Annotated in this window: 21 protein-coding genes; 4 read left to right on the top strand and 17 right to left on the bottom strand. The window is 72.2% G+C overall.

Annotation, left to right across the window (positions count from 1 at the left end):
• Positions 1–96: 96 nt before the first annotated feature.
• Together ASG05_RS02115 and dusB are read right to left on the bottom strand one after the other, a co-directional pair.
• On the bottom strand, positions 97–1,368 hold the full coding sequence (locus ASG05_RS02115) for a deoxyguanosinetriphosphate triphosphohydrolase (RefSeq protein ID WP_082486219.1): 1,272 nt from the start codon (positions 1,366–1,368) through the stop codon (positions 97–99).
• 47 nt (positions 1,369–1,415) lie between these two features.
• The gene (dusB, locus tag ASG05_RS02120; RefSeq protein WP_056256766.1) at positions 1,416–2,573 is read right to left on the bottom strand and encodes a tRNA dihydrouridine synthase DusB; all 1,158 of its coding nucleotides are present in this window, start codon (positions 2,571–2,573) and stop codon (positions 1,416–1,418) included.
• A 15-nt stretch (positions 2,574–2,588) separates the two neighbouring features.
• Between dusB and ASG05_RS02125 the strand changes: the two genes are divergently transcribed.
• Positions 2,589–3,137 (top strand): aminoacyl-tRNA deacylase, encoded by a 549-nt coding sequence (locus tag ASG05_RS02125; protein WP_082486220.1) that lies wholly within the window; start codon positions 2,589–2,591, stop codon positions 3,135–3,137.
• A 177-nt stretch (positions 3,138–3,314) separates the two neighbouring features.
• On the opposite strand, the gene ASG05_RS02135 is transcribed toward ASG05_RS02125, so the two are convergent.
• The 4 genes from ASG05_RS02135 to ASG05_RS02150 all read right to left on the bottom strand — a co-directional run bounded on the left by ASG05_RS02135 (position 3,315) and on the right by ASG05_RS02150 (position 8,027).
• Positions 3,315–3,983 carry a DsbA family protein gene (locus ASG05_RS02135; protein WP_056256772.1) on the bottom strand — a complete coding sequence of 223 codons (669 nt, stop codon included), beginning with the start codon at positions 3,981–3,983 and terminating at the stop codon, positions 3,315–3,317.
• A 225-nt stretch (positions 3,984–4,208) separates the two neighbouring features.
• Positions 4,209–5,177, bottom strand: a complete 969-nt coding sequence (locus ASG05_RS02140) for a hypothetical protein (protein ID WP_056256774.1) — start codon at positions 5,175–5,177, stop codon at positions 4,209–4,211.
• 345 nt (positions 5,178–5,522) lie between these two features.
• On the bottom strand, positions 5,523–6,908 hold the full coding sequence (locus ASG05_RS02145) for a glycine--tRNA ligase (RefSeq protein WP_056256776.1): 1,386 nt from the start codon (positions 6,906–6,908) through the stop codon (positions 5,523–5,525).
• Between the two features lie 78 nt (positions 6,909–6,986).
• On the bottom strand, positions 6,987–8,027 hold the full coding sequence (locus ASG05_RS02150; protein WP_056256779.1) for an aminotransferase class V-fold PLP-dependent enzyme: 1,041 nt from the start codon (positions 8,025–8,027) through the stop codon (positions 6,987–6,989).
• Positions 8,028–8,109: 82 nt separating this feature from the next.
• Between ASG05_RS02150 and ASG05_RS02155 the strand changes: the two genes are divergently transcribed.
• Both ASG05_RS02155 and ASG05_RS02160 read left to right on the top strand, forming a co-directional pair.
• Positions 8,110–9,066 (top strand): LysR family transcriptional regulator, encoded by a 957-nt coding sequence (locus ASG05_RS02155; RefSeq protein ID WP_056256781.1) that lies wholly within the window; start codon positions 8,110–8,112, stop codon positions 9,064–9,066.
• A gap of 32 nt (positions 9,067–9,098) precedes the next feature.
• Positions 9,099–9,779 carry a hypothetical protein gene (locus tag ASG05_RS02160; RefSeq protein WP_157490020.1) on the top strand — a complete coding sequence of 227 codons (681 nt, stop codon included), beginning with the start codon at positions 9,099–9,101 and terminating at the stop codon, positions 9,777–9,779.
• A gap of 91 nt (positions 9,780–9,870) precedes the next feature.
• Here the strand turns inward: ASG05_RS02160 and ASG05_RS02165 are convergent, their stop codons facing one another.
• The gene (locus ASG05_RS02165; protein WP_056256787.1) at positions 9,871–10,668 is read right to left on the bottom strand and encodes an isoprenyl transferase; all 798 of its coding nucleotides are present in this window, start codon (positions 10,666–10,668) and stop codon (positions 9,871–9,873) included.
• Positions 10,665–11,408: a DNA repair protein RecO gene (recO, locus tag ASG05_RS02170; protein WP_056256790.1), complete on the bottom strand. Its 744-nt coding sequence runs from the start codon at positions 11,406–11,408 to the stop codon at positions 10,665–10,667. Before recO ends, ASG05_RS02165 begins: the two co-directional genes overlap by 4 nt.
• 34 nt (positions 11,409–11,442) lie before the next feature.
• Between recO and ASG05_RS02175 the strand changes: the two genes are divergently transcribed.
• The gene (locus tag ASG05_RS02175; protein WP_056256792.1) at positions 11,443–12,105 is read left to right on the top strand and encodes a trimeric intracellular cation channel family protein; all 663 of its coding nucleotides are present in this window, start codon (positions 11,443–11,445) and stop codon (positions 12,103–12,105) included.
• A gap of 397 nt (positions 12,106–12,502) precedes the next feature.
• Here ASG05_RS02175 and leuA read toward each other — a convergent pair whose 3' ends face one another.
• From leuA to ASG05_RS02220, 9 genes are all read right to left on the bottom strand, one after another.
• Entirely contained in the window at positions 12,503–14,263 is a 1,761-nt protein-coding gene (gene leuA, locus ASG05_RS02180; RefSeq protein ID WP_056256795.1) for a 2-isopropylmalate synthase, read from the bottom strand.
• Positions 14,264–14,470: 207 nt separating this feature from the next.
• Positions 14,471–17,008, bottom strand: coding sequence for a bifunctional lysylphosphatidylglycerol flippase/synthetase MprF (locus ASG05_RS02185; RefSeq protein WP_056256798.1), 2,538 nt, complete (start codon positions 17,006–17,008; stop codon positions 14,471–14,473).
• Positions 17,005–18,339 (bottom strand): esterase family protein, encoded by a 1,335-nt coding sequence (locus ASG05_RS02190; protein ID WP_056256800.1) that lies wholly within the window; start codon positions 18,337–18,339, stop codon positions 17,005–17,007. The genes ASG05_RS02185 and ASG05_RS02190 overlap by 4 nt, the downstream gene beginning before the upstream one ends.
• A gap of 218 nt (positions 18,340–18,557) precedes the next feature.
• Positions 18,558–19,250: a response regulator gene (locus tag ASG05_RS02195; RefSeq protein ID WP_369814026.1), complete on the bottom strand. Its 693-nt coding sequence runs from the start codon at positions 19,248–19,250 to the stop codon at positions 18,558–18,560.
• Positions 19,247–20,509: a sensor histidine kinase gene (locus ASG05_RS02200; RefSeq protein ID WP_056256803.1), complete on the bottom strand. Its 1,263-nt coding sequence runs from the start codon at positions 20,507–20,509 to the stop codon at positions 19,247–19,249. The genes ASG05_RS02195 and ASG05_RS02200 overlap by 4 nt, the downstream gene beginning before the upstream one ends.
• A gap of 135 nt (positions 20,510–20,644) precedes the next feature.
• Positions 20,645–21,583 (bottom strand): GTPase Era, encoded by a 939-nt coding sequence (gene era, locus ASG05_RS02205; RefSeq protein ID WP_056256806.1) that lies wholly within the window; start codon positions 21,581–21,583, stop codon positions 20,645–20,647.
• Positions 21,584–21,641: 58 nt separating this feature from the next.
• The gene (locus ASG05_RS02210; RefSeq protein ID WP_056256809.1) at positions 21,642–22,940 is read right to left on the bottom strand and encodes a hemolysin family protein; all 1,299 of its coding nucleotides are present in this window, start codon (positions 22,938–22,940) and stop codon (positions 21,642–21,644) included.
• A gap of 7 nt (positions 22,941–22,947) precedes the next feature.
• Positions 22,948–23,409, bottom strand: a complete 462-nt coding sequence (ybeY, locus tag ASG05_RS02215; protein WP_056256811.1) for an rRNA maturation RNase YbeY — start codon at positions 23,407–23,409, stop codon at positions 22,948–22,950.
• Complete coding sequence (locus ASG05_RS02220) at positions 23,406–24,431, bottom strand: PhoH family protein (RefSeq protein ID WP_157490064.1); 1,026 nt, start codon at positions 24,429–24,431, stop codon at positions 23,406–23,408. The genes ybeY and ASG05_RS02220 overlap by 4 nt, the downstream gene beginning before the upstream one ends.
• Between the last annotated feature and the right edge of the window lie 81 nt (positions 24,432–24,512).

Raw genomic sequence — 24,512 nt, forward strand, 5'->3', positions numbered from 1 at the left:
CGCGCCACCGACGACGCCGACCCGAGGAGCCCACCGCGGGAGGACGAGGAGGCGCGGAGGGGCTGGTGGGGACCCGCGCCTCCTCGGCGGCTCGCGCTAGCGACCGGCGGTGAGCCGGTCGTGCCAGGCCGTGGCGCTCTGGTCGGTCAGCGACGCGACCTGGTCGACGACCACGCGTCGCCTGCCGGCGTCGTCGTCGGCCGAGCCCCAGTCGGCGGCGAAGCCGCGGTCGAGCTCGGACGGACCCGCCTGCCACAGGGCGTCGGCGAGGCTGGTCAACACCTCGCGCTGCCGCAGGTAGATCGGCTGCCGGTTGTCGCGGGTCATGACGAACGCGGCGACGATGCCCTTGAGCACGGCGATCTCGCCGATCACGTCGGGCGAGACGACGACCGACGCCCCGAAGCGCATCAGGGCGTCACCCGGGTACGACTCGCGCGTGGCCTGCGTCGCCGACCCCGCGAAGCGGCCGATCAGCTGGCTCGTGAGGTTCTTCAGGCGTGCCTGGGCGAAGCGGCTGCCGTCGTACGACTCGAGCCAGAACGGCGACGCCTGCAACCGGTCGAAGGCCTCGGTCAACTCGTCGCGGCTGAGTTCTCCACCGACCCACTCGTGCATGGCCGTGACGAGCGAGTCGTGGTCGACCCGCGCGCCGAGGCTCGCGACGTCGACGTAGCCGTTGACCACGGCGTCCTCGAAGTCGTGGACCGAGTACGCGATGTCGTCGCTGAGGTCCATCACCTGGGCCTCGACGCAGCGGCGACGACGGGGAGCGCCCCGCCGGAGCCAGTCGAAGGCGGCCGTGTCGTCGTCGTAGAAGCCGAACTTCATGCGTCCGCCGGGGTCGGGGATGCCCTGGGCGGCAGGCCACGGGTACTTGCAGCTCGCGTCGAGGCTGGCGCGGGTCAGGTTCAGTCCGAAGCTGCGACCGGTGGCGTCGACGACCTTGGGCTCGATGCGGGTCAACAGCCGCAGGGTCTGCGCGTTGCCCTCGAAGCCGCCGATGTCCGCCGACCACTCGTTCAGCGCCCGCTCGCCGTTGTGCCCGAAGGGCGGGTGGCCGAGGTCGTGTGCGAGGCAGGCCGTGTCGACGACGTCGGGGTCGAGGCCGAGGCTGGTCGCGAGCTCGCGCCCGACCTGGGCGACCTCGAGCGAGTGCGTCAGGCGGTTGCGCGCGAAGTCGAGACCCGCCGTCGGGCTGAGCACCTGCGTCTTCGCCGCAAGGCGACGCAGCGCGCTCGAGTGCAACAGACGGGCCCGGTCGCGGGCGAAGTCGCTGCGGCGGTTCGAGTGCTGCTCGGGCAACCAGCGTTCGGAGTCGGCGGGGTCGTAGCCGGGGGCGGCACTCGGCAGGGCTTCGGTGGACACCGGGGCCTCTCGGTCAGGAACGGACGGGATCGAGCGGACGGTCGTGCCTAGCCGCCGCTGTGGTGCAGCTCGGCCGCGGCGAGCTCGGCCTTGAACGCCTCGTCGAGGTCGCGGCTCTCGAGCCAGCGGTCGGGCAGTGCGGGCCGCTTCGGGCTGCCGGCACGACCCCGCGGCCCCTCGGCCGCCTCGCCGGGGTACTGCTCGTCGGGGTCCATCGTGGCCAGGAGGTCGTCGATCTGCTGCAGCGAGTCGGCGAGGGCCAGGGCGGCACGCACCTCGCCGCCCACGGGGTAGCCCTTGAAGTACCAGGCGACGTGCTTGCGCATGTCGCGGCAGGCCCGCCCCTCGTCGCCCGACCAGAACTCGACCATCAACTCGGCGTGACGGCGGAAGGCCCGGCCCACCTCGCCGAGGGTCGGCTCGGCCTTGAGGTCTTCGCCGCGGAAGGCCGCGGCCAGGTCGCCGAACAACCACGGTCGACCGAGGCAGCCCCGACCGACCACGACGCCGTCGCAACCGGTCTCGTCGACCATGCGCAGCGCGTCGGCCGCCGACCAGATGTCGCCGTTGCCGAGGACGGGCACGTCGGTGATCGCCTCTTTGAGCGTCGCGATGGCCGACCAGTCGGCCGTGCCCGAGTAGAAGTCGGCGGCCGTCCGGGCGTGCAGGGCGATGCTCGCGACGCCGGCGCCCTGGGCGGCACGGCCGGCCTCGAGGTACGTGAGGTGGTCGGAGTCGATGCCCTTGCGCATCTTGACCGTCACCGGGATGTCACCTGCGGCTCTGACGGCCCCCTCGACGATCTCGCGGAACAGGCCGATCTTCCAGGGCAGGGCCGAACCGCCGCCCTTGCGCGTCACCTTGGGGACGGGGCAGCCGAAGTTCAGGTCGACGTGGTCGGCGCGGTCTTCGGCCACGAGCATGGTGACCGCCTCGGCCACCGTGTTCGGTTCGACGCCGTAGAGCTGGATGCTGCGCGGCGTCTCGGACTCGTGGTGCTGGATCAGGCGCATCGACTCGGGCGTGCGCTCGACCAGCGCCCGGCTCGTGATCATCTCGCTGACGTAGAGGCCGGCGCCGTACTCGCGGCAGAGACGGCGGTAGGCCGTGTTGGTGATGCCCGCCATCGGGGCGAGCACGACCGGCGAGGCCACGTCGATCGGACCGATCGAGAGGCCGCGCGAGGGCAGGGTGGTGGTGGACATCGTTACGATTCTCCCATGAGCGACGGCGGGCTGACGAGTGGTGTGGACGACGCGGTCGCTGGGGGCGACAGTGGGGGCGACGCCGGGCACGACGACGACCGGCCCGAGGGCACCGACCGGGTCCGCGCCGACGCCGCCGGCCGCGGCCTCGCAGTCGAGATCGTGGCCCGGCCCGCGGCCGACTCGCTCGAGGCCGCGGCCGCCCTGCTGGGGCTCGAACCCTCCGACATCGTGAAGAGCCTCGTGGTGAAGCGCCACGACGGGTCGTTCGTGTTCGCGCTCGTCCCGGGCGACCGCCAGATCTCGTGGGCCAAGCTGCGGTCCGTCGTCGGCGTCAACAAGCTCTCGATGCCGAGCGCGGACGTCGCCCTCGAGGCCACGGGGTACGAGCGGGGCACCATCACCCCGATGGGCAGCTCGACGGCGTGGCCGGTCGTCGCGGACTCCCGCGTCACCGGTCGACGCGTCGCCCTCGGCGCGGGCGCACACGGCTTCAGCGCCTTCGTCGAGGCGGACGAGTTGGTCGCGGCGTACGACGCGACGGTGGCCGACATCAGCGACTGACGCCGCGCCTCCCGGGCTCGTCGCCCGCTGTCGCGGCGTCGGGGGCGACCGGGGGGCTCGGCGGGACGCTCGCCGGGCCGACGAGGCAGGCGTCGCCTTCGCAGGCCAGGGCGTCGGCCGCTCCGAGCATGGCCAAGGGGCTGGACGGCAGGGCGGCTCGCGAGCCGGCCGCCGCGCTCATCGAGTCGCCTCGGAGGCGACCTGCTCGAGGGCCTGGACGAACGCCTCGGGTGCCTGGGCACCCGAGATGCCGTACTTTCCGTCGAGGACGAAGAACGGGACGCCCGAGATGCCGAAGGCCTGCGCCTGGGCCTGGTCGGCACGCACGTCGTCGAGGTGACGACCCGACTCGAGCGCCTCACGGGCGGCCGACTCGTCGAGGCCCACGTCGCCGGCGAGCTGCACGAGGTCGTCGACGCGACCCACGTGGCGGCCCTCTTCGAAGTAGGCGCGCAGGAGGCGCTCCTTCAGTTCGACCTGACGGCCGTTCGCCTTGGCGAAGTGCAGCAGCTCGTGCGCCTTCACGGTGTTCGTGTGCCGGAGGTGCTCGAAGTCGTACGCGAGGCCGACCTCGGACGCGATGCCCGCCACGGTGTCGAGCATGCCGCGGACCTGCTCAGCGGGCATGCCCTTGTGCGTCGAGAGGAAGTCCACCTCGTCGCCCTCGAAGTCGACCGGGGTGTCGGGCGACAGCTCGAACGAGTGGTACTCGACCTCGACGGGGCCACCGAAGCGACGCACGGCCTCCTCGAACTTGCGCTTGCCGATGAAGCACCACGGGCAGGCGATGTCGGACCAGATGTCGACCTTCACGGTCGCGGACGGGGTGGTGGGATCTGAGCTCACGGCAGGCCCAACTCGGCCCCGGGCGCGGCCATTCCCGCTCGGCGTCCCGAAGCGTCGGCCACCGCCGGCCCGGCAGCGCGTGCCCGGCAGCGCTGCTCCGCCCCGCCCGCGTGCCAGGCGTTCCCTCACCCGCCACCCCCTGTCGGCTCCGACCGCCCGAGTACCGGGACCTCCCTCATCCGCCACCCCCCGTCGGCTCCGACCTACCGGATGCCGCGGGCCCCCTCACCCGCCACCCCCTGTCGGCAACTCCTGACCCTTGCAACGCCTCGGCACGGCCAGCCGCCAGGCCCTGCGCCCCCGCGGCCCGAGCACGCGCGGGAGTCCGGAGTTGCCGACACGCGACTCCGGCCTCGCGCCTCCCGCCGTCGTGACGAGCGCGTCGATCGCGGCAGATGTCCGGGCCCACCGGTCGCGGACCATCGTCGTCCCGGCCCGGAACGGCACCCGCCCGTCGAGGGCGATGTCCGCGTCCTTCGCACGGTCCTGGTCGAACCGGTTCTCGTGGTGTTCGCGACCGTCGGTCTCGAAGCCCACGATCCCGTCGACGAGCATGTCGAGGATCTTGCCCGTGCCACCCACCGGTACCTGCCGCTCGACGTGGTGGCCGGCTCGGCGCAGCCGCGTCCCGGCTGCCGACTCGAGGATGCTCTCGGCGCCCCCGTCGCTCCAGGCCACCAGCCCGGCGGCGTCGGCTCGTCTCCGACCCAGGACCTCGGCGGCGTCGTCGTCGTCCGTCACGATGCCGACGCGGCGGGCCCAGTCCACCAGGATCACGGCGTCCTCGAGGGACCGGGACTCGACGACGGCTCGGGCGAGGGCGTCCCGGGGGTCGACCGACCAGGTCGTCCCGCGCGCGCCGAGCTCGACCGGGTCCCAGACGACCCGGACCCCGCGACGACGTCTCAGCCGGGACGCGGTCGCAGGCACGGACACCGTGATCGGCGGACGGCGCCACGACCACGCACCGAGCTGGTGCAGGGCAGCGGCCCCGGTGAGGCGGCCACCCACCGCCACGGCCACGAACCGCGGGTCGTGTCGCGGCCAGGTCGAGTACCAGCCGCGGCGGGGTCGGCTCACCGACCGTGAACGGACGGCGACGGTGAGCTGGCGGTCGGTGGCGCCCTGCGCCACCAGGTCGTGCTTGTGCAGCAGTCCCCCGGCGTGCGAGACGAGTTCGGCGATCGTGGTCATGTCGACAGGCTGCCGAGCTCGGCCGGGCCGTCGCGGCTGACCTCGACCCGCCTGGGGACGGTCACACGCCCACGCGCATTGGGGACGAGGACTCGCGCGGCAGGTCACGATTGACGCCTCCGGCAATTCCTGCCTCGTGCCGCATTGACGGCCGACACGCCCACCGGTCGACGTGCACTGCGACAAGAAGCAGGAATTGCCGAAACGGAGAGGGGCCGGAGGCGCGAGCGCGGGTGCGGGGGCAGGCGCGAGTCCGGAGGCGCGAGCGCGGGCGCGGGGGACGGCGGGCGCGGCCCGGAGTCGCGACGGCGGGGGCGGCCCCGGACGGGCCGCACCCGACCGCGGCTACGCGCCGAGCAGCTGCTCGGCCAGGTACGCCCGCAACCCGGCCAGCGGGATGCGCTGCTGGGCCATCGTGTCGCGTTCGCGCACGGTCACGGCGTCGTCGTCGAGCGAGTCGAAGTCGACGGTGACGCAGAACGGCGTGCCGATCTCGTCCTGGCGGCGGTAACGCCGGCCGATGGCCCCGGCGTCGTCGAAGTCGATGTTCCAGTACTTGCGGAGGTCGGCCGCGAGCCCGCGCGCCATGGGCGACAACTGCTCGTTGCGACTCAGCGGCAGCACGGCGACCTTGATCGGCGCGAGACGGCGGTCGAGCTTGAGCACGGTGCGCTTGTCGACGCCCCCCTTGGCGTTGGGCGCCTCGTCCTCGGTGTAGGCGTCGACCAGGAAGGCCATCAGCGAGCGGGTCAGACCGGCCGCGGGCTCGATGACGTACGGAGTCCAGCGTTCGTTCTTGGCCTGGTCGAAGTAGGTGAGGTCTTTGCCTGAGGCGGCAGCGTGGGTCTTGAGGTCGTAGTCGGTGCGGTTCGCGACGCCCTCGAGCTCGCCGAACTCGCCGCCGGCGAACCGGAAGCGGTACTCGATGTCGACGGTGCGCTTCGAGTAGTGCGAGAGCTTCTCGGCGGCGTGTTCGTACAGGCGGAGGTTCTCGGGGTCGATGCCGAGGTCGACGTACCACTGGAACCGCTGGTCGATCCAGTACTGGTGCCACTCTTCGTCGGTGCCGGGTTCGACGAAGAACTCCATCTCCATCTGCTCGAACTCGCGGGTGCGGAAGATGAAGTTGCCGGGCGTGATCTCGTTGCGGAAGCTCTTGCCGATCTGGCCGATGCCGAAGGGCGGCTTGATGCGCGAGGACTGCAGGATGTTGTCGAAGTTGGTGAAGATGCCCTGGGCGGTCTCGGGACGCAGGTAGGCCATGCCCTGCTCGTTGTCGACCGGGCCGAGGAACGTCTTGAGCAGGCCCGAGAAGTTCTGCGGCTCGGTCCACGAGCCGGGCTGGCCCGTGTCGGGGTCGCGGACGTCTGCGAGGCCGTTCTCGGGCGGGTGGCCGTGCTTGGCCTCGTACGCCTCGATCAGGTGGTCGGCCCGGTAGCGCTTGTGGGTGTGCAGCGACTCGACGAGCGGGTCGCTGAAGACCTCGACGTGGCCGGAGGCCTCCCACACCTGACGGGGCAGGATGACCGCGGAGTCCAGGCCGACGACGTCGTCACGACCCTGCACCATGGTCTGCCACCACTGGCGCTTGATGTTCTCCTTGAGAGCCACGCCGAGGGGCCCGTAGTCCCAGGCCGACCGCGAACCGCCGTAGATCTCTCCCGACTGGAAGACGAAGCCTCGGCGCTTGGCCAGGGCGATGACGGAATCGAGACGGTTGGGTGCTGCCACGTGTGATGCTCCGATGAGTTGAGGCCCGAGCTGGGTGCCCGGTCGGTCGAGGTACCCGGCAACTCTAGCGGCGGAGCGTCACCGGCCGAGCGCGGCGGCGACCGCCTCGACGTCGTCCTCGTCGTTCCAGAGGTGGAACGCCACGCGCACCCGACCGGCCCGCCCCGAGACGACCAGTCCGGCGTCGCCGAGGAGGCGCTGGTCGCGTCCGTCGGGGTCGGCCCAGGTCACGATCGCGCGGCCCTGTGCCTCGATCCCGAGCCGCGAGCAGAGCGCGTCGCCCGTCCCGACGGCGTGTGCCCAGGTCTCGTCGGCGTCGAGCCCGGCGAACGCGTCCAGCGCGGGGAGCGCTCCCGCCCAGGCCTGCCAGGCGGGCGAGACGTCGAACGACCGGGCGTCCGGGGCGAGCCGCATCTCCGGGCCGTAGCACGAGCCCCACACGTCGTCCCCGGCGTACCAGCCGGCCTGGGCGGGCAGCATGGCCCCTCGAAGGCGCTCCCCCACGGTGAGGAACGCCACCCCCCGCGGGCAGCACAGCCACTTGTAGGCGTGCGTCACGGTGGCGTCGTACCGCGAGGAGTCGACGGGTCGCACGCCGGCGGCCTGCGTCAGGTCGCACAGCGTCAGGGCCCCGTGCCGGGCGGCCGCCTCGACGACGGCCGCGTCGTCGGCCACCTGGCCCGTCGCCGACTGGACGGCAGACCACGCCACGAGGTGCGTGTCGGGCCCGATCGACGCGGCCAGCTCGTCGAGGGGAACGCTCCGCACCCGGACGCCCCGCGCCTCCTGGACCACGAAGGGGTAGACGATCGAGCTGAAGTCGCCCGTCGGCACGAGCACCTCGGCACCGTCGGGCACCGATGCCGCGACCACGGCCACCATCGACGAGGTCTGGGACGCGATGGCGACGCGACCGACGTCGACCCGGACGAGCCGGGCGAAGGCCGCGCGCGCCTCCTCGACGACGGCGCCGTAGGCCGCCGGCCCGGCCTGCCCGGACGCCCAGTCGTCGAGGTCGGCACGGAGGGCCGCGACCGTGGCCCGCATCGGCAGGCCCATGGTGCAGGCCGCGAGGTAGCCCGGCGCGGGGGCGAAGAGGTCGGCGTACGGCGAGGTCATGCACCCCAGGGTCGAGGCTGGGATGCCGCAGGACAACCACCAGTGTCTGAGGTCACCCATCACGAGCACTTATGCTTCGCGCATGACCACCGACCTCGACCTGGCCTCGCTGCGCGTCGTCCGTGCCGTCGCCGACACGGGCACGATCACGGCCGCCGCCGCCCTGCTCGGCTACAGCCAGCCCGCCGTCAGTCAGCAACTGCGCCGTGCCGAACGCCAGGTGGGCCAGCCACTGGTGCTGCGGGCCGGTCGCGGGGTCGCCCTGACCGAGGCCGGGCAGCGGCTGGCCGCCCACGCCGTCCACGTGCAGGCCGCCCTCGACGCCGCACGTCAAGACCTCGACGACCTCGGCGGCGTCGCCACGGGCCGTGTCACCCTCGCCGGGTTCCCGAGCGCGTCCTCGACGATCGTGCCCGACGTGCTCTCGCGACTCCGCGACCGGCATCCCGGCCTGACGGTCGACTACGTCGAGGCCGAACCCCCGGAGGCGCTGGCACGACTGCGGGACGGCTCGGCGGACGTCGCGGTCACCTTCAGTCACGGGGGTGCCCCCGCGGCGGAACGCGACCTCGACGGGCTGCTGCACCGCGCCTCCTTCGTCGACCGCACGGTGCTCGCCGTGCCGGCCGCGCACCCGTTCGCCCGCGGCGACGCCTTCGCGAGCCTTGCGCACGAGCGATGGATCGGCGGCTGCCCGCGGTGCCGCGGGCACCTGCTCGCGACCTGCGCCGCGGCGGGCTTCGAGCCCGAGATCGTCCTCGAGACCGACAACGCGCTCGCCGTGCTCGGGCTCGTCGCGGCCGGCCTCGGCGTCGCCCTGCTGCCGGGCCTCTCGCTCGTGTCGGCGGCCGTGCCCCCCGGGGTGCGCGTCGTCGAGCTCGACCACGGTCTCGCCCGGATCGTCCACGTCGTCCACGGGCGCGGTGGTGACCGGGTGCCGAGCGTGCGGGCCGTCCTCGACGCCCTCGGGCAGGTCGACGGCGGCGCGCTGGGACTCGTGGCCGCCGGGCCGGAGGTGCCGACCGGGACGCCGGGTTAGGCTGGCCCGACGAACCAGGAGAGGTGCAGGTCGTGCGCAGAAGAGTGTCCGTCGGCATCGCCGTCTCGGTGTTGGCCCTCGTCGGGTTGACTGGGTGCTTCCCGAGCCTCGACGACCTCACGCCGGTCGGCGCGGGCGGGTCCGGCGGATCGGCCGCCACGCCCGGCACCGGGGCCAGCGGCGTCCCGCAGCCCCAGGTCACCGGAGCCCCCGGCACCGGCGGCGGCACGGGATCGCAGCCCGACGCCCTCGCACCCGGCGGCACCCTGCTCGGCCAGGTCAACTACAAAGACCTCACCATCTACGTCTACGGCGTCGGCGAGCTGACCACCACGGCCCCCTCGATCTACGCCCGTCCCGACGGCACCGACCCTTACCCGGCGGGCACCGACGTCGAGGTCACCGCCTACGTGCTGACCAACAACTCGCAGCGTCGGCTCGACCTGACCGACCTCAGCGCCGACTACTCGTCGTACGGCAACGACCTCGCCACCCAGGATGTCTTCGCCGGGCAGGACCTCTTGACCCGGCTGGGTTACGAGACCTCGCTCGACTCGAAGTTCCCCGCCGACAGCGCGACCTGGTACCTGCTGCCCGGCGAGTCGACCGTGTTCGCCAACGCCTGGTTCCACCGCGCGAGCGACGGCCCGTTGACCCTGCAGTTCTTGTGGCCGGCGGAGCGGATCTTCTTGGGCGCGAACATCCAGTTCTGACGGGTCACGGCCACGGCCGCGGGCGGGGTCGAACCCGGGGCGCCGACAGGGTCGGGCCCGGGCCGCGGAGCGGGCCCTCACCCGGGCCCGGTCAGGCCGGGGTAGGCGCGTCCACCGCTCCCCCGAACCGCCGGGTGCGCGAGGCGTAGGTCTCGACCGCCTGCCACAGGTCGGTGCGGGTGAAGTCGGGCCACAACCGGTCGAGGAACACCATCTCGGCGTAGGCGGACTGCCAGAGCATGAAGTTGCTCGTGCGCTGTTCGCCCGAGCTGCGGACGAACAGGTCGACGTCGGGCAGCTCGGGCGCGTACAGGCGCTTCTGGATCAACTTCTCGCTGACGGCCGAGGGCTTGAGCCGGCCTCCGGCGACGTCGTCCGCGATCGAGCGCACGGCGTCGGCGATCTCGGTGCGTCCGCCGTAGTTGACGCACATCGTCAGCGTGAGGACGTCGTTGCCCTTCGTCAGCTCTTCGGCGAACTGCAGTTCGTTGATCACCGACCCCCACAGCCGCGGCTTCCGTCCGGCCCAGCGCACCCGCACGCCCCAGGCGTTCAGCTGGTCGCGTCGGCGGTGCAGCACGTCGCGGTTGAAGCCCATCAAGAAGCGCACCTCGTCGGGCGAGCGCTTCCAGTTCTCGGTCGAGAACGCATAGACGCTGAGGTGCTTCACGCCGATCTGGATCGCCCCGGCGACCACGTCGAGCAGTGACATCTCGCCGGCCTTGTGGCCCTCGACGCGGGTGAGGCCGCGCCCGTTGGCCCACCGGCCGTTGCCGTCCATCACGATCGCCACGTGCTCGGGCACCGCACCCCGCGGCATCACCGGCGGGTGCACGCCCGTCCAGTCCAGCGGGCGGTAGTCGGCGGCGTCACGGTGGGTCTTCTTCACGGTCTCTCTCCTCCGTGCACGCGGTCGACGTGCTGCAGCGATCGCAGTCCCCGTTCGAGGTGCCACTGGGTGTACGCGGCGACGACGCCGCTGGCCTGGTTGCGGGTCGCGTCGGGGGCGTCCTCGGCGTGGCCCCAGTCCCCGGTGAGCAGCGCGCCCAACAGGGCCAGCGCCTCCTGCGTCAACCGCGGAGCGCCGGGAGGCGCGTGCGAGTCGGCCACCACGCCACCGAGCTGGACGACGAAGGCCGAGTGCGGCCCGGGTGCACCCGTCACGGCGCAGTCGCCGAAGCTGGGCGACCAGCCCGCGATGCTGAGCGCTCGCAGCAGGTACGAGTCGAGCGTGAGCTGGGGGGCGTGCTCGTGACGCGCGAGCGAGCGGAGGGCCCCGACGAGCAGGAGGTACTGCTGCAGGCCCGCCTCGGCCTCGGTCAGCTTGTCGGCCGTCTCGACCATGACGCTGCCGGCCGTGTAGCTCTCGTAGTCGGCGGCGATCACCGCACCGTACGAGCCGAGCGACTCGGCCTGCTGCACGATGTCGAGCGACCGGCCCTCGTAGAGCTGCAAGTCGGCGACCATCATCGGCTCGAGTCGCGCCCCGAACTTCGACGCCGTCCGCCGGACGCCCTTCGCCACGGCCCGGATCTTGCCGTGGTTGCGGCTCAGCATCGTGAGGATGCGATCGGCCTCACCCAGCTTGTGGGTGCGCAGCACGACGCATTCATCACGGTAGACGGGCACCGACCAAGCATCGCACGCGTGGTACAAACGTCAGGTGCACGCCACAGCCTTCGCCGTACCCCTGTGGGTGGACCTCCTTGCCGTCGGCATCGGCAGCCTGCAGGGGGCCATGTTCGCCTCCGAGTACAAGGACCGGCGGCTCGACCTGCTCGGCATCGCCATCATCGGCACCGCCACCGGCCTCGGCGGCGGCGTCCTGCGCGACGTGCTGCTGGGTGAGGTCCCCCGCGCCATGACGAGCAACTGGTACCTGCTCGTCGCCGTGGCGGCCGCCATCGTGGGCATGGCCCTGCAACGGGTCTTCACGCGGCTGGCCGGGGTGATCACCGTGCTCGATGCCCTGACGATCGGGCTGCTCGGGGCGATCGGGTCGACCAAGGCGCTCTCGCTCGGGCTGCCCGAGATCCCCGCGGTGTTCGTCGGGGTCATCGCAGCCGTCGGCGGATCGGTGCTGCGCGACCTGCTGATGAACCTGACGATCGCGATGATGCACGTCGGATCGCTCTACGCCGTGGCCGCCGCGGGTGGGACCGTCGTCCTCGTGGTCGCCGTGTCGCTCGGCGCCCCGGTCGCCGTGGCGGCGGTGGCGGGCACCTCGATCACCTTCGCGATCCGCATGCTGGCCGTGCGCTTCGGCTGGACCCTGCCCGAGCAGCGCGCCCTCAGCCGGCTGCCGCGCTGGCGTCGCCCGCGCTGACCCCGAGGCACGACCGAGTCGGGGTGGGACGCCACACGCGCGCAGCCGGTCGGCGACTCCCCCCTGGTGCACCCCCGCACCCCGCCACGCCTCACCGCCGCGCCCGCCCGCGGCAGCGAGCAGGAGTTGCTCGCACCGGCCGGCCGGCGCCTGCACCCGCCGGCAACTCCTCCCTGGTGCGCCCGCGCACGCCGCCACGCCGCACCGCCGGGCCCGCCCACGGCAGCGAGGGGGAATTACCCGCACCCGCACCCGCACCGGCACCGGCACCGGCAACCGCACCGGCGCCGGCACGCGCACGCACAGGAGCAGGTGCAAGCCGCCGCCGCCGGACCGCCCGGTCGACCGAACGACGACGCCCCCGGCACCGACGGCACCGGGGGCGGATCGGTCGTGATCAGACCGAGGCGAGCTCGCGGACGTCGCTCGCCGTGCGGATCGCCCGGTTGACCGCCGAGACGATGGCCTTGAGCGACGCCGTCGAGATGTCGGCGTCGATGCCGACGCCCCAGAGCCGGGTGCCGTCGACGTCGAGCTCGACGTAGGCCGCGGCCTGGGCGTCGCCCGAGGCGCTCAGCGTGTGCTCGACGTAGTCGTAGAGCTTGACCTGGACGCCCTGGTCGGCCAGCACCGCGATGAATGCGGCGATCGGGCCGGTGCCACGGGCCGAGGTCGACTCGACGGTCTCGCCCACCCGCAGGTCGACGTCGAGCGTGGTCTCGCCGCTCATGTCGCTCGACGTGCTCGTGCGTGTCAGTTCGAAGCGACCCCACTTGTCGTCGGCGTCGTCCGCGGGCAGGTACTCGTCCTGGAAGATCGACCAGATGTGGGCGCTCGTCATCTCGCCGCCCTCGCTGTCCGTGCGCGACTGGACGACGCCGCTGAACTCGATCTGCAGCTTGCGGGGCAGGTCGATGGCGTGGTCTGCCTTCAGCAGGTAGGCGACGCCCCCCTTGCCCGACTGCGAGTTGACCCGGATCACGGCCTCGTAGCTGCGACCCAGGTCTTTCGGGTCGACCGGCAGGTAGGGCACGGCCCACTCGAGCTCGTCGACGTCGACGCCGCGGGACGCCGCGGTGGCCGCCATGGCCTCGAAGCCCTTCTTGATGGCGTCCTGGTGCGAGCCCGAGAAGGCCGTGTAGACGAGGTCGCCGGCCCACGGGCTGCGCTCGTGGACGGGCAGCTGGTTGCAGTGCTCGGCGGTGCGCTTGACCATGTCGAGGTCGCTGAAGTCGATCTGCGGGTCGATGCCCTGCGTGAAGAGGTTGATGCCCAGGGCGACCAGGTCGACGTTGCCGGTCCGCTCACCGTTGCCGAAGAGGCAGCCCTCGATCCGGTCGGCGCCCGCCAGGTAGCCCAGCTCGGCCGCGGCGATGCCGGTGCCCCGGTCGTTGTGCGGGTGCAGCGACAGGATGACGCTGTCGCGACGGGCCAGGCGACGGTGCATCCACTCGATCGAGTCCGCGTAGACGTTGGGGGTCGCCATCTCGACGGTGGCCGGCAGGTTGATGATCACGGGACGCTCGGGGGTCGCGTCGAAGGACTCGATCACCTGGTTGCAGATCTCGAGGGCGAAGTCGAGTTCGGTGCCCGTGTAGCTCTCGGGCGAGTACTCGTAGAAGACGGCCGTCTCGGGGATGGTCTTCTCGGCCTCGAGGCACAGTCGCACGCCCTCGAGCGCGATGTCGACGATGCCCTGGCGGTCGGTGCGGAACACCACGTCGCGTTGCAGGACGCTCGTCGAGTTGTACAGGTGGACGATGGCCTGCTTCGCACCGGCGATCGACTCGTAGGTGCGGGCGATGAGGTGCTCGCGCGCCTGGGTCAGCACCTGGATCGTCACGTCGTCGGGGATGGCCCCCTCGTCGATCAGGCTGCGCACGAAGTCGAAGTCGGTCTGCGACGCGCTCGGGAACCCGACCTCGATCTCTTTGTAGCCCATGCCGACCAGCAGGTCGAACATGATGCGCTTGCGCTCGGGGCTCATCGGGTCGATCAGCGCCTGGTTGCCGTCGCGCAGGTCGACGGCGCACCAGCGGGGCGCCTCGGTGATGCGCTTCGACGGCCAGGTGCGGTCGGGCAGGTCGACGGTGATCTGCTCGTGGAACGGCCGGTACTTGTGGATCGGCATGGCCGACGGTTGCTGTGCGTTCTTCATGTCCTGTGGTCTCTCTCGCCCTCGAGGGGCTGCTCTTCGCGGGGGTGTCGGCCGACGACGGACTCCGCGACGAGTGGGGCCTGGGTCAGGACTCGCCGCGGCAGCTAAGGAGGAGCAGGCCGGTGAACACGTGACGAGGCTAGCACCGACCGAGGAGGCGCGGGTCGTCGCCCGCTGGCACCGCGCCTCCTCCGCTCGCCCCGTCGGTCAGACGACGGTGCGGACGAGCCGCACGACGGCGCCGACCGAGAGGTCGGGCAGGTAGGCGCGGCCGAGGGCCGTGCCGATGGCCGGCAGCTGGACGGGGTCGGGGAAGGCCATGACGAGCGGCACGAACTCGGGCTGGAACTTCTTCTTGAACGTCAGCAGCGTCTGGAACCCGTAGGCGGGCTCGAGCACCCGCCCGAGGAAGGTCAGGACGCGCTCGGTCTGCGTCGCCGGGCCGTCCGCCGGGCCGGTGGTGGCGAGTGGCGCCGCCGACAGGCTGAGGAACTCCACGCCCTGCTCTTTCATGGCCAGCGCCGACGAGGCGATGACGAACTCCATCACGCCGTTCATGCTGTCGGGTCGCCGGCGCATGAAGTCGAGCGTCCACCCGACCACCTCGCCGTCACGCCAGGTCGGCAGCCAGCTGGTCACGGCGAGGACGGTGTCGTCCGCGTCGAGCGCGAGCATCAGCGCGACGTCGGGGTCGCGGAGCTCGTCGAGACCGCCGAGCGTGAAGCCCATCTCGGGCAGGTTCTTCTCGGCGACCCAGAGCTCGCTGATCTCGGTGATCTGCCGGGCGACCGCCGGGCGCAGGTCGGCGTGGCGGGTCCACTCGGCGCGGACGCCGTTCTTGGTCGCGCGGTTCAGGCTCGAGCGGACGTCCTGCCACTTCTTGCCGGTCATGCTGAAGGTCGCCGGGTGCAGCACCGTCTCTTCGCCCACGGGCAGGGTCGTCCAGCCCAGGTCGTCGAAGAACGGCGAGAGCTCACCCCTCACGCTGTAGAAGACGGGGGCGAGGCCCTGGTCGTCGCACCAGCGGGCGAACTCGAGGGTGACCTCGCGCAACCGCTCGGGCGGGCAGAGCGGTTCGGCGGTCGTCAACGCGATGCCCGACACCACGCGGTAGGCCACCGCCGACCGACCATCGGCGGTGAACCACCAGCTGTTGCCCGACCACAGCGCCATGTGCGACAGCGTGCCGGGCGCCCCGCGGTGCACGAGCTCGCGGACGCGGGCCCGCTCGGCGTCGGGTCGGAGGTCTCCCGGCCGCACGGCTCCGGCCACGAGCGCCACCAGGACGACGAGCCACCAGAGCGGCCCCGTCCACTCGAACGCCACGCGCACGACGCCGCCGACCGGGACGGGCCCCAGCCCGGCGAGGCCGACGAAGCCGACGGGCACGAAGCGTTCGGGGACGTCGGCCGCGAGGGCCGCCGCGTCGATCGACGGCACGAAGGAGGCGCGACCCACCCACCCGACGACGGCGAACGCCGCCGCGAGCACGGCCCCCGACCCCAGCACGACCGTGGCGACGAGACGCCGCCGTACGCCCGCCCCCACGCCGAAGTGGTGCCGGAGGACGAACAACGAGACGGCCGTGCCCGCCGGCACCGCGACCGCCACGACGGTGAGCAGGACGTGCGCGACGAGGTGGCGACGGGGGTCGCCGTCCGACGTGCCCGTGACGGGCATGACCACGTAGTAGAGCACGGCGAAGAGGGCGAGCAGGCCGTTGACGGCGACGGCCACGTCGAGGGCGACCCGGCGCCCCCGCCGCAGGAACCACGCGGCGACGAGCAGGACCACGAGCGGCAACAGGCTGAGCGCGACGGTCGGGACGGCGTCGATGCTGCCGAGCACCGCGGCGCGGGCGCAGAGGTCGGCCCGCTCGACCTGCCGGTCGAGCGGCGTGTGGAGGGCGATGGCGCAGAGGTCGGCCGGTGACCGCCCGGACAGGACGTCGCCGAACAGCAGGCCGAAGGGTGACAGGGGCCCCACGGGGCTGCGGGCCAGCAGGGTCAGGATCGGCCCGGCCGCCGTGACGGCCACGACCGTCGAGGCGAGTCGACGCACCTCGTGGTGCGAACTGCGCAACCAGCCGCGACGTGCGGGCGGTCCGGCGAGGACGCGACCGAAGCCGAGCCCGACCACGGCACCGACGAGGGCGTAGAGACCCGACGGATGGCCGTCGTACAGCACGAAGGCGAGCAGGGCCGAGAAGCCGAGCAGCCGGATGCGACGACGCCAGAGCGGACCGACGAAGCCGCTGACGGTCATGATCGTGCCGAGCGCCGGGGTGAACGGGTGCAGCGTCGACTCGGCCGCGACCTCGAGGGCCCAGGGCTGGCCCACGGCGCGTCCGACGGCCTGCACGGCCACCCCGACCCCGGTGGCCGCGACCGCCGTCACGACGTAGGCCGCGAGGGCCCGGCGGCTGCCGATGCGGCGCTCGGCGACGCCCACGAGCACGAGGACGGCGACGACGGCCAGGACGAGCTCGCGACGATCCGAGGCGAAGAGCACCGAGCCGAGGGTCAGGGGCCAGAAGCCGCGGTCGTCGAAGGGGTCGAGCCCAGCGCCCACGGCCTCGCGCAGGCGTTCGCCCGGCCCGTGCACGAAGCTGCCCGAGACGACCGCCAGCACGACGAGCAGGGCGGCGAGGACGACGCTGACCGGCTGCGCCCTGACGAACGCGACCGTCGAGCGGACGGCCCCGCCGAGACGATCGCGGGCGGTGGCAGCGTCCACGGCGGTCACGGCTGCTGCACCGAGTCGGCGAGCCCGAGGCGTGGGTAGAGCGCACCGATGCCGTGCGCGAAGCCGTTGGTCGCCGTCGTCCAGTCGTGGGCGCTGCCGGGCGAGACGTAACGGGTCACGGACATGCCGGCCCGCTCGGCCGCGGCGGAGTTCTCGGTCATGATCCGACCATAACGGGTGTCGTTCTGACCCACGGCGAAGAACGCCGTGGTGTCGGCGTAGGGCGCCCCCTCGGCCATGATCGCCTGCGGCTGGGCTGCCTCGTAGGCGGCTTCGCTGCCCGCGAAACCCCCGTCGACGGTCGCCTGACGCGTGCCGATCGAGGGGCCGAGCTCGCCCGAGACGTCGATGAACGAGCCGAACAGGTCGGGCCGCGACGACGCGAACTGGATCGAGCAGGTGCCGCCCTGCGAGAACCCGCCGACGGTCCAGGCCCGGGGGCCGGTCGCGACGTGGAAGTGGCTGGTCACGTAATCGACCACGTCGGTGGTGATGTAGGTGGCGCTGTCGCCGAGCGGGCCGTCGACGCACATCGGGTTGTCGGCGTCGGCACCGAGCTGGTCGGGCACGACGACGATCGGGGCCAGGCCGTGGTTGCGCGCGGCGAAGGCGTCGAGGGTCTCGACGAGGTGCCCGGGGCCCACGACCGACTCGGGGCTGGCCGGCTGCCCCGACATCATCACCATCACCGGCAGGGCCGGGGCGTCGGCCACCAGCGCCGCCGGGGGCAGGTAGACGATCGCGTCGCGGGCCGCGAAGTTCGAGACCGTGCCCGGGATGTGCACGGTGCCGTACCGACCCGTGGTCGGCATGTCGGCCGGCGCGTGCCAGCTCGACCAGAGCGTCGGGTCGAACGCCGTCGAGGTCGAGGTCGAGGTCGCAGGAGGCGCGGTGCCGGCATCCGCCAGGGCCGGCACCGTCTCGCGGCCGAGGGCCTGGGCGAGGTCCTGATAGACCCCACCGTCCCGGTTGACCGCCAGGCCCGTGGCCAGGACGAAGACGACCGCGGCGACCAGGGCCACCGCCTTGCGCCACCACCGCGTGCGGACCAGGCCGACCACGACGAGGCCCAGGCCTGCCCCCAGGGCGGCGATCCAGACCCGGTCGACGAGCGTGGGCGCGACCCCGACGACGTCCTGGACGTCGCCGAACCACCAGGTGGCGAGCAGCGCCGCTCCCCCGCCGACGACGACGCCGAGCCCGACCCCGCGCCACCACGTCCGACGCGTCCGCGGCCGGACGAGCAGCCACGCGACGGCGAGACCGGCCGTCACGTCGACGGGCACCAGCACGGCCGGGGACAGCAGGGGAAGCGACAGCGGGTCGATCATGGGGGCACTCCGTTCCGGCGGCGGTGGCTCGACGGCGACCGCCCGGACGACACTCTGCCCGCACCGACCGCGCGGACACCCGGTCGACAGGGTGCTCTCAGCAGGCTCATCATCGACGTCCAGCGGACAGGCGACCACGGCCGGCTGCGGGGTCGTCCCGTGCCGACGTCGTCGGCTGCCGACCGCGGCGGACGGCGGGCTGCGGACGGGCGCGCGGGCTAGTCGGTCAGACCGTGCTCGTACGCGTACACGACCAACTGCACACGGTCACGGAGCGAGAGCTTCGAGAGCACGCGACTGATGTGGGTCTTGACCGTCGCCTCGCTGAGGAACTCCCTCGACGCGATCTCGGCGTTGCTCAGCCCGCGTGCCGCGAGGTCGAAGATGTCGCGCTCCCGCGTGGTGAGGGTGCCGAACGACTCGGGCACGGCCCGGGCGCGCGAGGCCCGGCCGTCGAAGTGCTCGAACAACTCGCGGGTCGCCGACGCGGCGATCACGGCGTTGCCCGAGTGCACCGTGCGGATCGCGGCGAGCAGGAACTCGGGGTCGGCGTCCTTCAGGACGAAACCGCTCGCGCCTCCTCGGATCGCCCGCGTGGCGGCCTCGTCGAGGTCGAACGTGGTGAGCACGATGATGCGGGGCGGCCGGCGGGAGGCCGCCTCAGCCTGGGCCAGGACGGCGGTGGTCGCGGCGATGCCGTCCATGACCGGCATGCGGATGTCCATCAGGACGACGTCGGGGGCGGTGCGGGCGACCATCGCGACGCCCTCGTCGCCGTTGCTGGCCTCACCCACGAACTGGAGGTCGGCCTGCGACCCGACGAGCATCTTGATGCCGGCCCGGAACAGGGCCTGGTCGTCGACCAGCGCGACTCGGATGGGCGCCGCGGAACGGCCGGGCATGTCGATCATCGGATGCGTACCTCTTGGGTCAGTGCCAGGGTCGGCACGATGGCGTGGACGACGAAGCGTCCGTCGGCGTTCTGGGTGGTGAGCGAACCGCCCGCCAGGGTCGCCCGTTCGCGCATGCCGTCGAGGCCGTGGCCCCCGCGGCGTTCGTCGCCGCTCGTGTCGACGGGACGCGTGGGCGGTCGCACGACGTTCGAGATCAGCAGGTGCAGGGCCTCGTACCGCCAGTCGAAGTGCAGGTCGACGGGTTGGTCGACGGCGCCGTGGCGGAGGACGTTCGTCAGGCTCTCTTGCACGATGCGGAAGACCGCGAGCTGGCGGTTCGTCCCGAGCACCTGGGGTTCGCCCGACACCCGGAGGTCGACGTGCAACCCCGAGCCGCGCATCTGCTCGAGCAGGCGGTCGAGGTCGCCGAGGGCGGGCTGGGGCGCCTCGCCCTGGCTGTGCCGCAACTGGCCGAGCAGCACGCGGACGTCGCCGAGCGCCTCACGTGCCGTCGTGGCGATGGTGGTCAGCGCCCCGTCGACGGAGGTCGGGTCGACCCGCGCGGCGTACCGCGCCCCGTCGGCCTGGGCGATGACGACGGCCAGCGAGTGCGCGACGACGTCGTGCATGTCGCGGGCGATGCGGTTGCGCTCTTGTTCGACGGCGATGTCGCGCTCGGCGCGGGCCGCCTCGCGCTCGGCCCGGGCGGCGTCGTTCTCGGCCCGTGCGGTCTCACGTTCGGCGATGAGGCGCGCCTCGCGGCTGAGCCGCTCCGACCACCGCTGGCGGGCGAGCAGTCCGCCCGCCCAGGGCAGCCCGAGCAGCGCGAGGAACCCCAACAACGTGATGCCCACCTGCAGCAGGAGGCGGACCACGTCGGTCACCGCGTAGATGTCGTAGTCGACCCCGAAGAGGCTCTGCTGCACGTACGACAGGTAGAACGTGCCCAGCAGGGCACCCGCACCGACCGAGACGAGCCCCGTCCACTTCACCCGGTCGCTGCCGTAGGCGGCGGTCGAGTAGAGCACGGCGCAGATCGCGAGGTTCGTGACGCCGGGCGCGGCACCGGTCGCCATCTGGGACGCCGCGACGAGCCAGGCGAGGGTCAGTGCCGACCCCGGCGACAGGCGCCGCAGCGCGAAGGTGACCGTCATCCCCAACACGACGAAGGGGGTCGAGACGACTCCGTCGGACAGGAGCAGCCCGACCACCCCCAGCGCGAACGCCGCCGACAGGTCGACGGCGACCTGGTACGGGGCGAGACGGCGGAAGATCACCCGACAACCGTACGACCTGCCGCGGCCGGCCGGGGCAGGCTGTGGCGGGCGCGCGACCTGGGGACGAGCACGATCATCCGCAGGGACGACGGCCGATCGGGCTTCCCGAGCCGACCCGCCCGCCCGCGTCGGAGGTCAGAAGCCGAGGCGCCCGAGCTGCTTGGGGTCGCGCTGCCAGTCCTTCGCCACCTTCACCCGGATCGACAGGAAGACCTGCTTGCCGACGAGCGGCTCGATCTGCGCCCTGGCCCGCTCGCCGACCTCGCGGAGGCGCTGGCCGCCCCTGCCGATGACGATGGCCTTCTGGCTGTCGCGTTCGACGAAGAGGTTGGCGTAGATCTCGAGGAGGTCCTTGTCGTCACGTTCGACCATGTCGTCGATGGTCACCGCGAGCGAGTGCGGCAACTCGTCTTGCACGCCCTCGAGCGCGGCCTCGCGCACGTACTCGGCCACCCGGTCGGTCAGGCCCTCTTCGGTGACCGCGTCGGACGGGTACAGCGGCTGTGACACCGGCATGAGCTTGATCAGCTCGGCCGTGAGCACGTCGAGCTGCACGTCGCTGACCGCGGACAACGGGATGATGGCCTCCCAGTCGCGGAGGCGGCTGACCGCCAGCAGTTGTTCGGCGACGGCCGGGCGCGACGTCGCGTCGGTCTTGGTGACGATCGCGACCTTCTTGGCCCGCGGGTAGGCGTCGAGCTGCTCGTTGATGAACTTGTCGCCCGGGCCGATCTTCTCGTCGGCGGGCACGCAGAACCCGATCACGTCGACGTCGCCGAGCGTGGTCTGGACGATGTCGTTGAGCCGCTCGCCGAGCAGCGTGCGGGGACGGTGCATGCCCGGGGTGTCGACGAGCACGAGCTGCCCCGTCGCCTGGTGCACGATGCCGCGGATCGCCCGGCGGGTCGTCTGCGGCTTCGACGACGTGATGGCGACCTTCTGGCCGACGAGCGCGTTCGTCAGCGTCGACTTGCCGACGTTGGGCCGACCCACGAACGAGACGAAGCCCGCGCGGTAGGTCGAACCCCGAGGAGGCGCGGCCGAGGGGGTGGGGTCGTCTCCGGTGGTCGACATGGGGGCCTTTCGTTGACGGGGTGGGGCGGGCGGGAGGGACGGGGCGTGCGACCCGGGGTCAGCTGTCGCGCGAGCCCTCGACGAACGCGGCCTGCGCGTCGGCGAGGTCGGCATCACGCTCGACCAGCACGGTCTGCAGGTCGTGACGACGACCCTCGGTGCGGTCGGCGGTGAGGACGAGGCCCGAGACGCGGGCGACGGAGCCCTGCTCGGGCAGGCGCCCGAGGACCTTCGTGAGCAGTCCGCCGACCGAGTCGACGTCGTCGTCGTCGAGTTCGAGGCCGAAGAGGTCGCCGAGCTCGTCGACGGGCAGGCGGGCGCTCACCCGGAAGACCCCGGCCGAGACCTCGCGGTGCGGAGCGACCTCGCGGTCGTACTCGTCGCTGATGTCGCCGACGAGCTCTTCGATCAGGTCTTCGAGGGTCACGAGCCCCGCGATGCCGCCGTACTCGTCGACGACCATGGCCAGGTGGTTCTTGTCGAGCTGCATCTGACGCAGCGCGTCGTCGGCCTTCTTCGACTCGGGCACGAACACGGCCGGGCGGGCCAGGGTCGTGACGGGAGCCGAGTCGTCACCGCTGTGCTCGTGCAGCCGGCGGGCGAGGTCGCGCAGGTACACGATGCCGACGACGTCGTCGGAGTCACGCCCGACGACCGGCACGCGCGACACGCCCCGCCCGAGGAAGAGGCTCATCGCCGACCCGACCGACGCGGTCGCGTCGAGGGTCACCATGTCGGTGCGCGGCACCATGACCTCTCGGACCACGGTGTCGCTGAACTCGAAGATCGAGTGGATGAGCTCGCGGTCGTCCTCTTCGAGGACGTCGAGCTCGGTCGCCTCGTCGACCATGCTGAGCAGCTGCTCCTCGGAGGAGAACGACGCGCTGCGCGGTCGACCCGGGGTGACCCGGTTGCCGATCGCCACGAGGGCGTCGGCCAGCGGCCCCAGGACGACGCGGACGAAGCGCACGAGGCCGGAGGTCAGGCGTGCGAGCCCCCGGGCGTGCGCCCGGCCGACGCTGCGCGGACTCGAACCCACCAGCACGAACGACACGACGGTCATGATGAGGGCGGAGAGCAGCAGGGCCAGCCACCACGGCTCGACCGAGAAGGCGAACGACAGCGACACCAGGACCGCCGCCGAGGTCTCGGCGAGGATGCGGACGAAGTTGACGGCGTTGACGTGTGCCCCGACGTCGGCCGCGATCGCGGTCAACGCCGCGGCGTGACGCGGGTCGTCGTCGGCCTCGTCGAGCAGGTCTTGACGGCTGAGGACGCCCAACGCCGAGTCGGCGGCGGCCAGCAGCCCGCCGAACACGACCAGGAACACCGCCACGACGACGAAGACCGTGACCATCACGGCGTCACCGGCTCGTGTCGGCCGCGGCGAAGGCCGCGAGGATCTCGCGCTGCAGACCGAACATCTCGCGTTCGTCGTCGGGCTCGGCGTGGTCGAACCCGAGGAGGTGCAGGATGCCGTGGCAGGTGAGCAAGAGCATCTCGTCGAGGGGGCTGTGCCCCGCGGTGGCGGCCTGTGCCACGGCGACCTGCGGGCAGACCACGATGTCGCCGAGCAACCCGGCGGGCGTCGGCTCGTCTTCGGTGCCCGGACGCAGTTCGTCCATCGGGAAGCTCAGGACGTCGGTGGGGCCGGGCTCGTCCATCCACTGCACGTGGAGTTGCTCCATCGCCGCTTCGTCCACGAACACCACGGCCAACTCGGCCTCGGGGTGCACGTGCATCTGGTCGAGGGCGAACGTGGCCAGACGCTGGATCGCGGCCTCGTCGACCTCGACGGCGGATTCGTTGGCGACCTCGATGCTCACCGGGTTCCTCTCTCGGGCAGGCGGTCGCGGGGCGCACCGGCCCGACGTTCGGCACGGTCGGTGCCCTCGGAGGTGGCCTGGGCCGCCTCGTGGCGCCGGTGCTGCTGGGCCTGACGCTCGGCGTCGTAGGTCGTGTAGGCGTCGACGATGCGACCGACGAGCGTGTGTCGCACCACGTCGTCGCTGGTGAGCCGGGCGAAGTGGATGTCGTCGATGTCGCCGAGGACGGTCGTCACGAGTTGCAGGCCGCTCGCGCCGGTCGGCAGGTCGACCTGCGTGACGTCACCGGTGACGACCATGCGCGAACCGAACCCGAGACGGGTCAAGAACATCTTCATCTGCTCGGGCGTCGTGTTCTGCGCCTCGTCGAGGACGACGAAGGCGTCGTTCAGCGTGCGTCCACGCATGTACGCCAGCGGAGCGACCTCGACCGTGCCCGCCGCGAGCAGCTTCGGGACGATCTCGGGGTCCATCATCTCGTTGAGCGCGTCGTACAGCGGTCGGAGGTAGGGATCGATCTTGTCGGTCAGCGTCCCCGGCAGGAAGCCGAGCCGCTCACCGGCCTCGACCGCGGGCCGGGTCAGGATGATGCGCTGCACCTCACGCCGCTGGAGGGCCTGGACCGCCTTGGCCATCGCCAGGTAGGTCTTGCCCGTGCCGGCTGGGCCGATGCCGAAGGTGATGGTGTGCTGGTCGATGGCGTCGACGTACTGCTTCTGGCCGGCCGTCTTCGCACGGACGCCCTTGCCCCGGCTCGTGACGATGGGCTGGCCGAAGACCTCGGACGGACTGCCCTGGCCGGAGTCGAGCAGGCGTGCCGACGTCGCGACCTCGGCCGGACCCAGGTCGTGGCCGCCCCGGACCATCGAGACGAGCTCGGCGACGAGCCCCTCGGCACGGTGGACCTCGCCCGAGGGACCCTCGAGCGTGACCTCGTTGCCCCGGACGAGGACGCGCACCCCGGGGTACTGCTTCTCGACCGCACGCAGCAGCCGGTCTTGCGGGCCCAGCAGCTGGACCATGGCGACGCCGTCGACGGTGACGTCGACGCGTCGGACGTCGTCGCCCGACGACGTCGTCGAGGGGCCGGTGGCGTTCGTGTC

It is taken from the genome of Frigoribacterium sp. Leaf186, assembly GCF_001423905.1.
GTDB lineage: Bacteria > Actinomycetota > Actinomycetes > Actinomycetales > Microbacteriaceae > Frigoribacterium.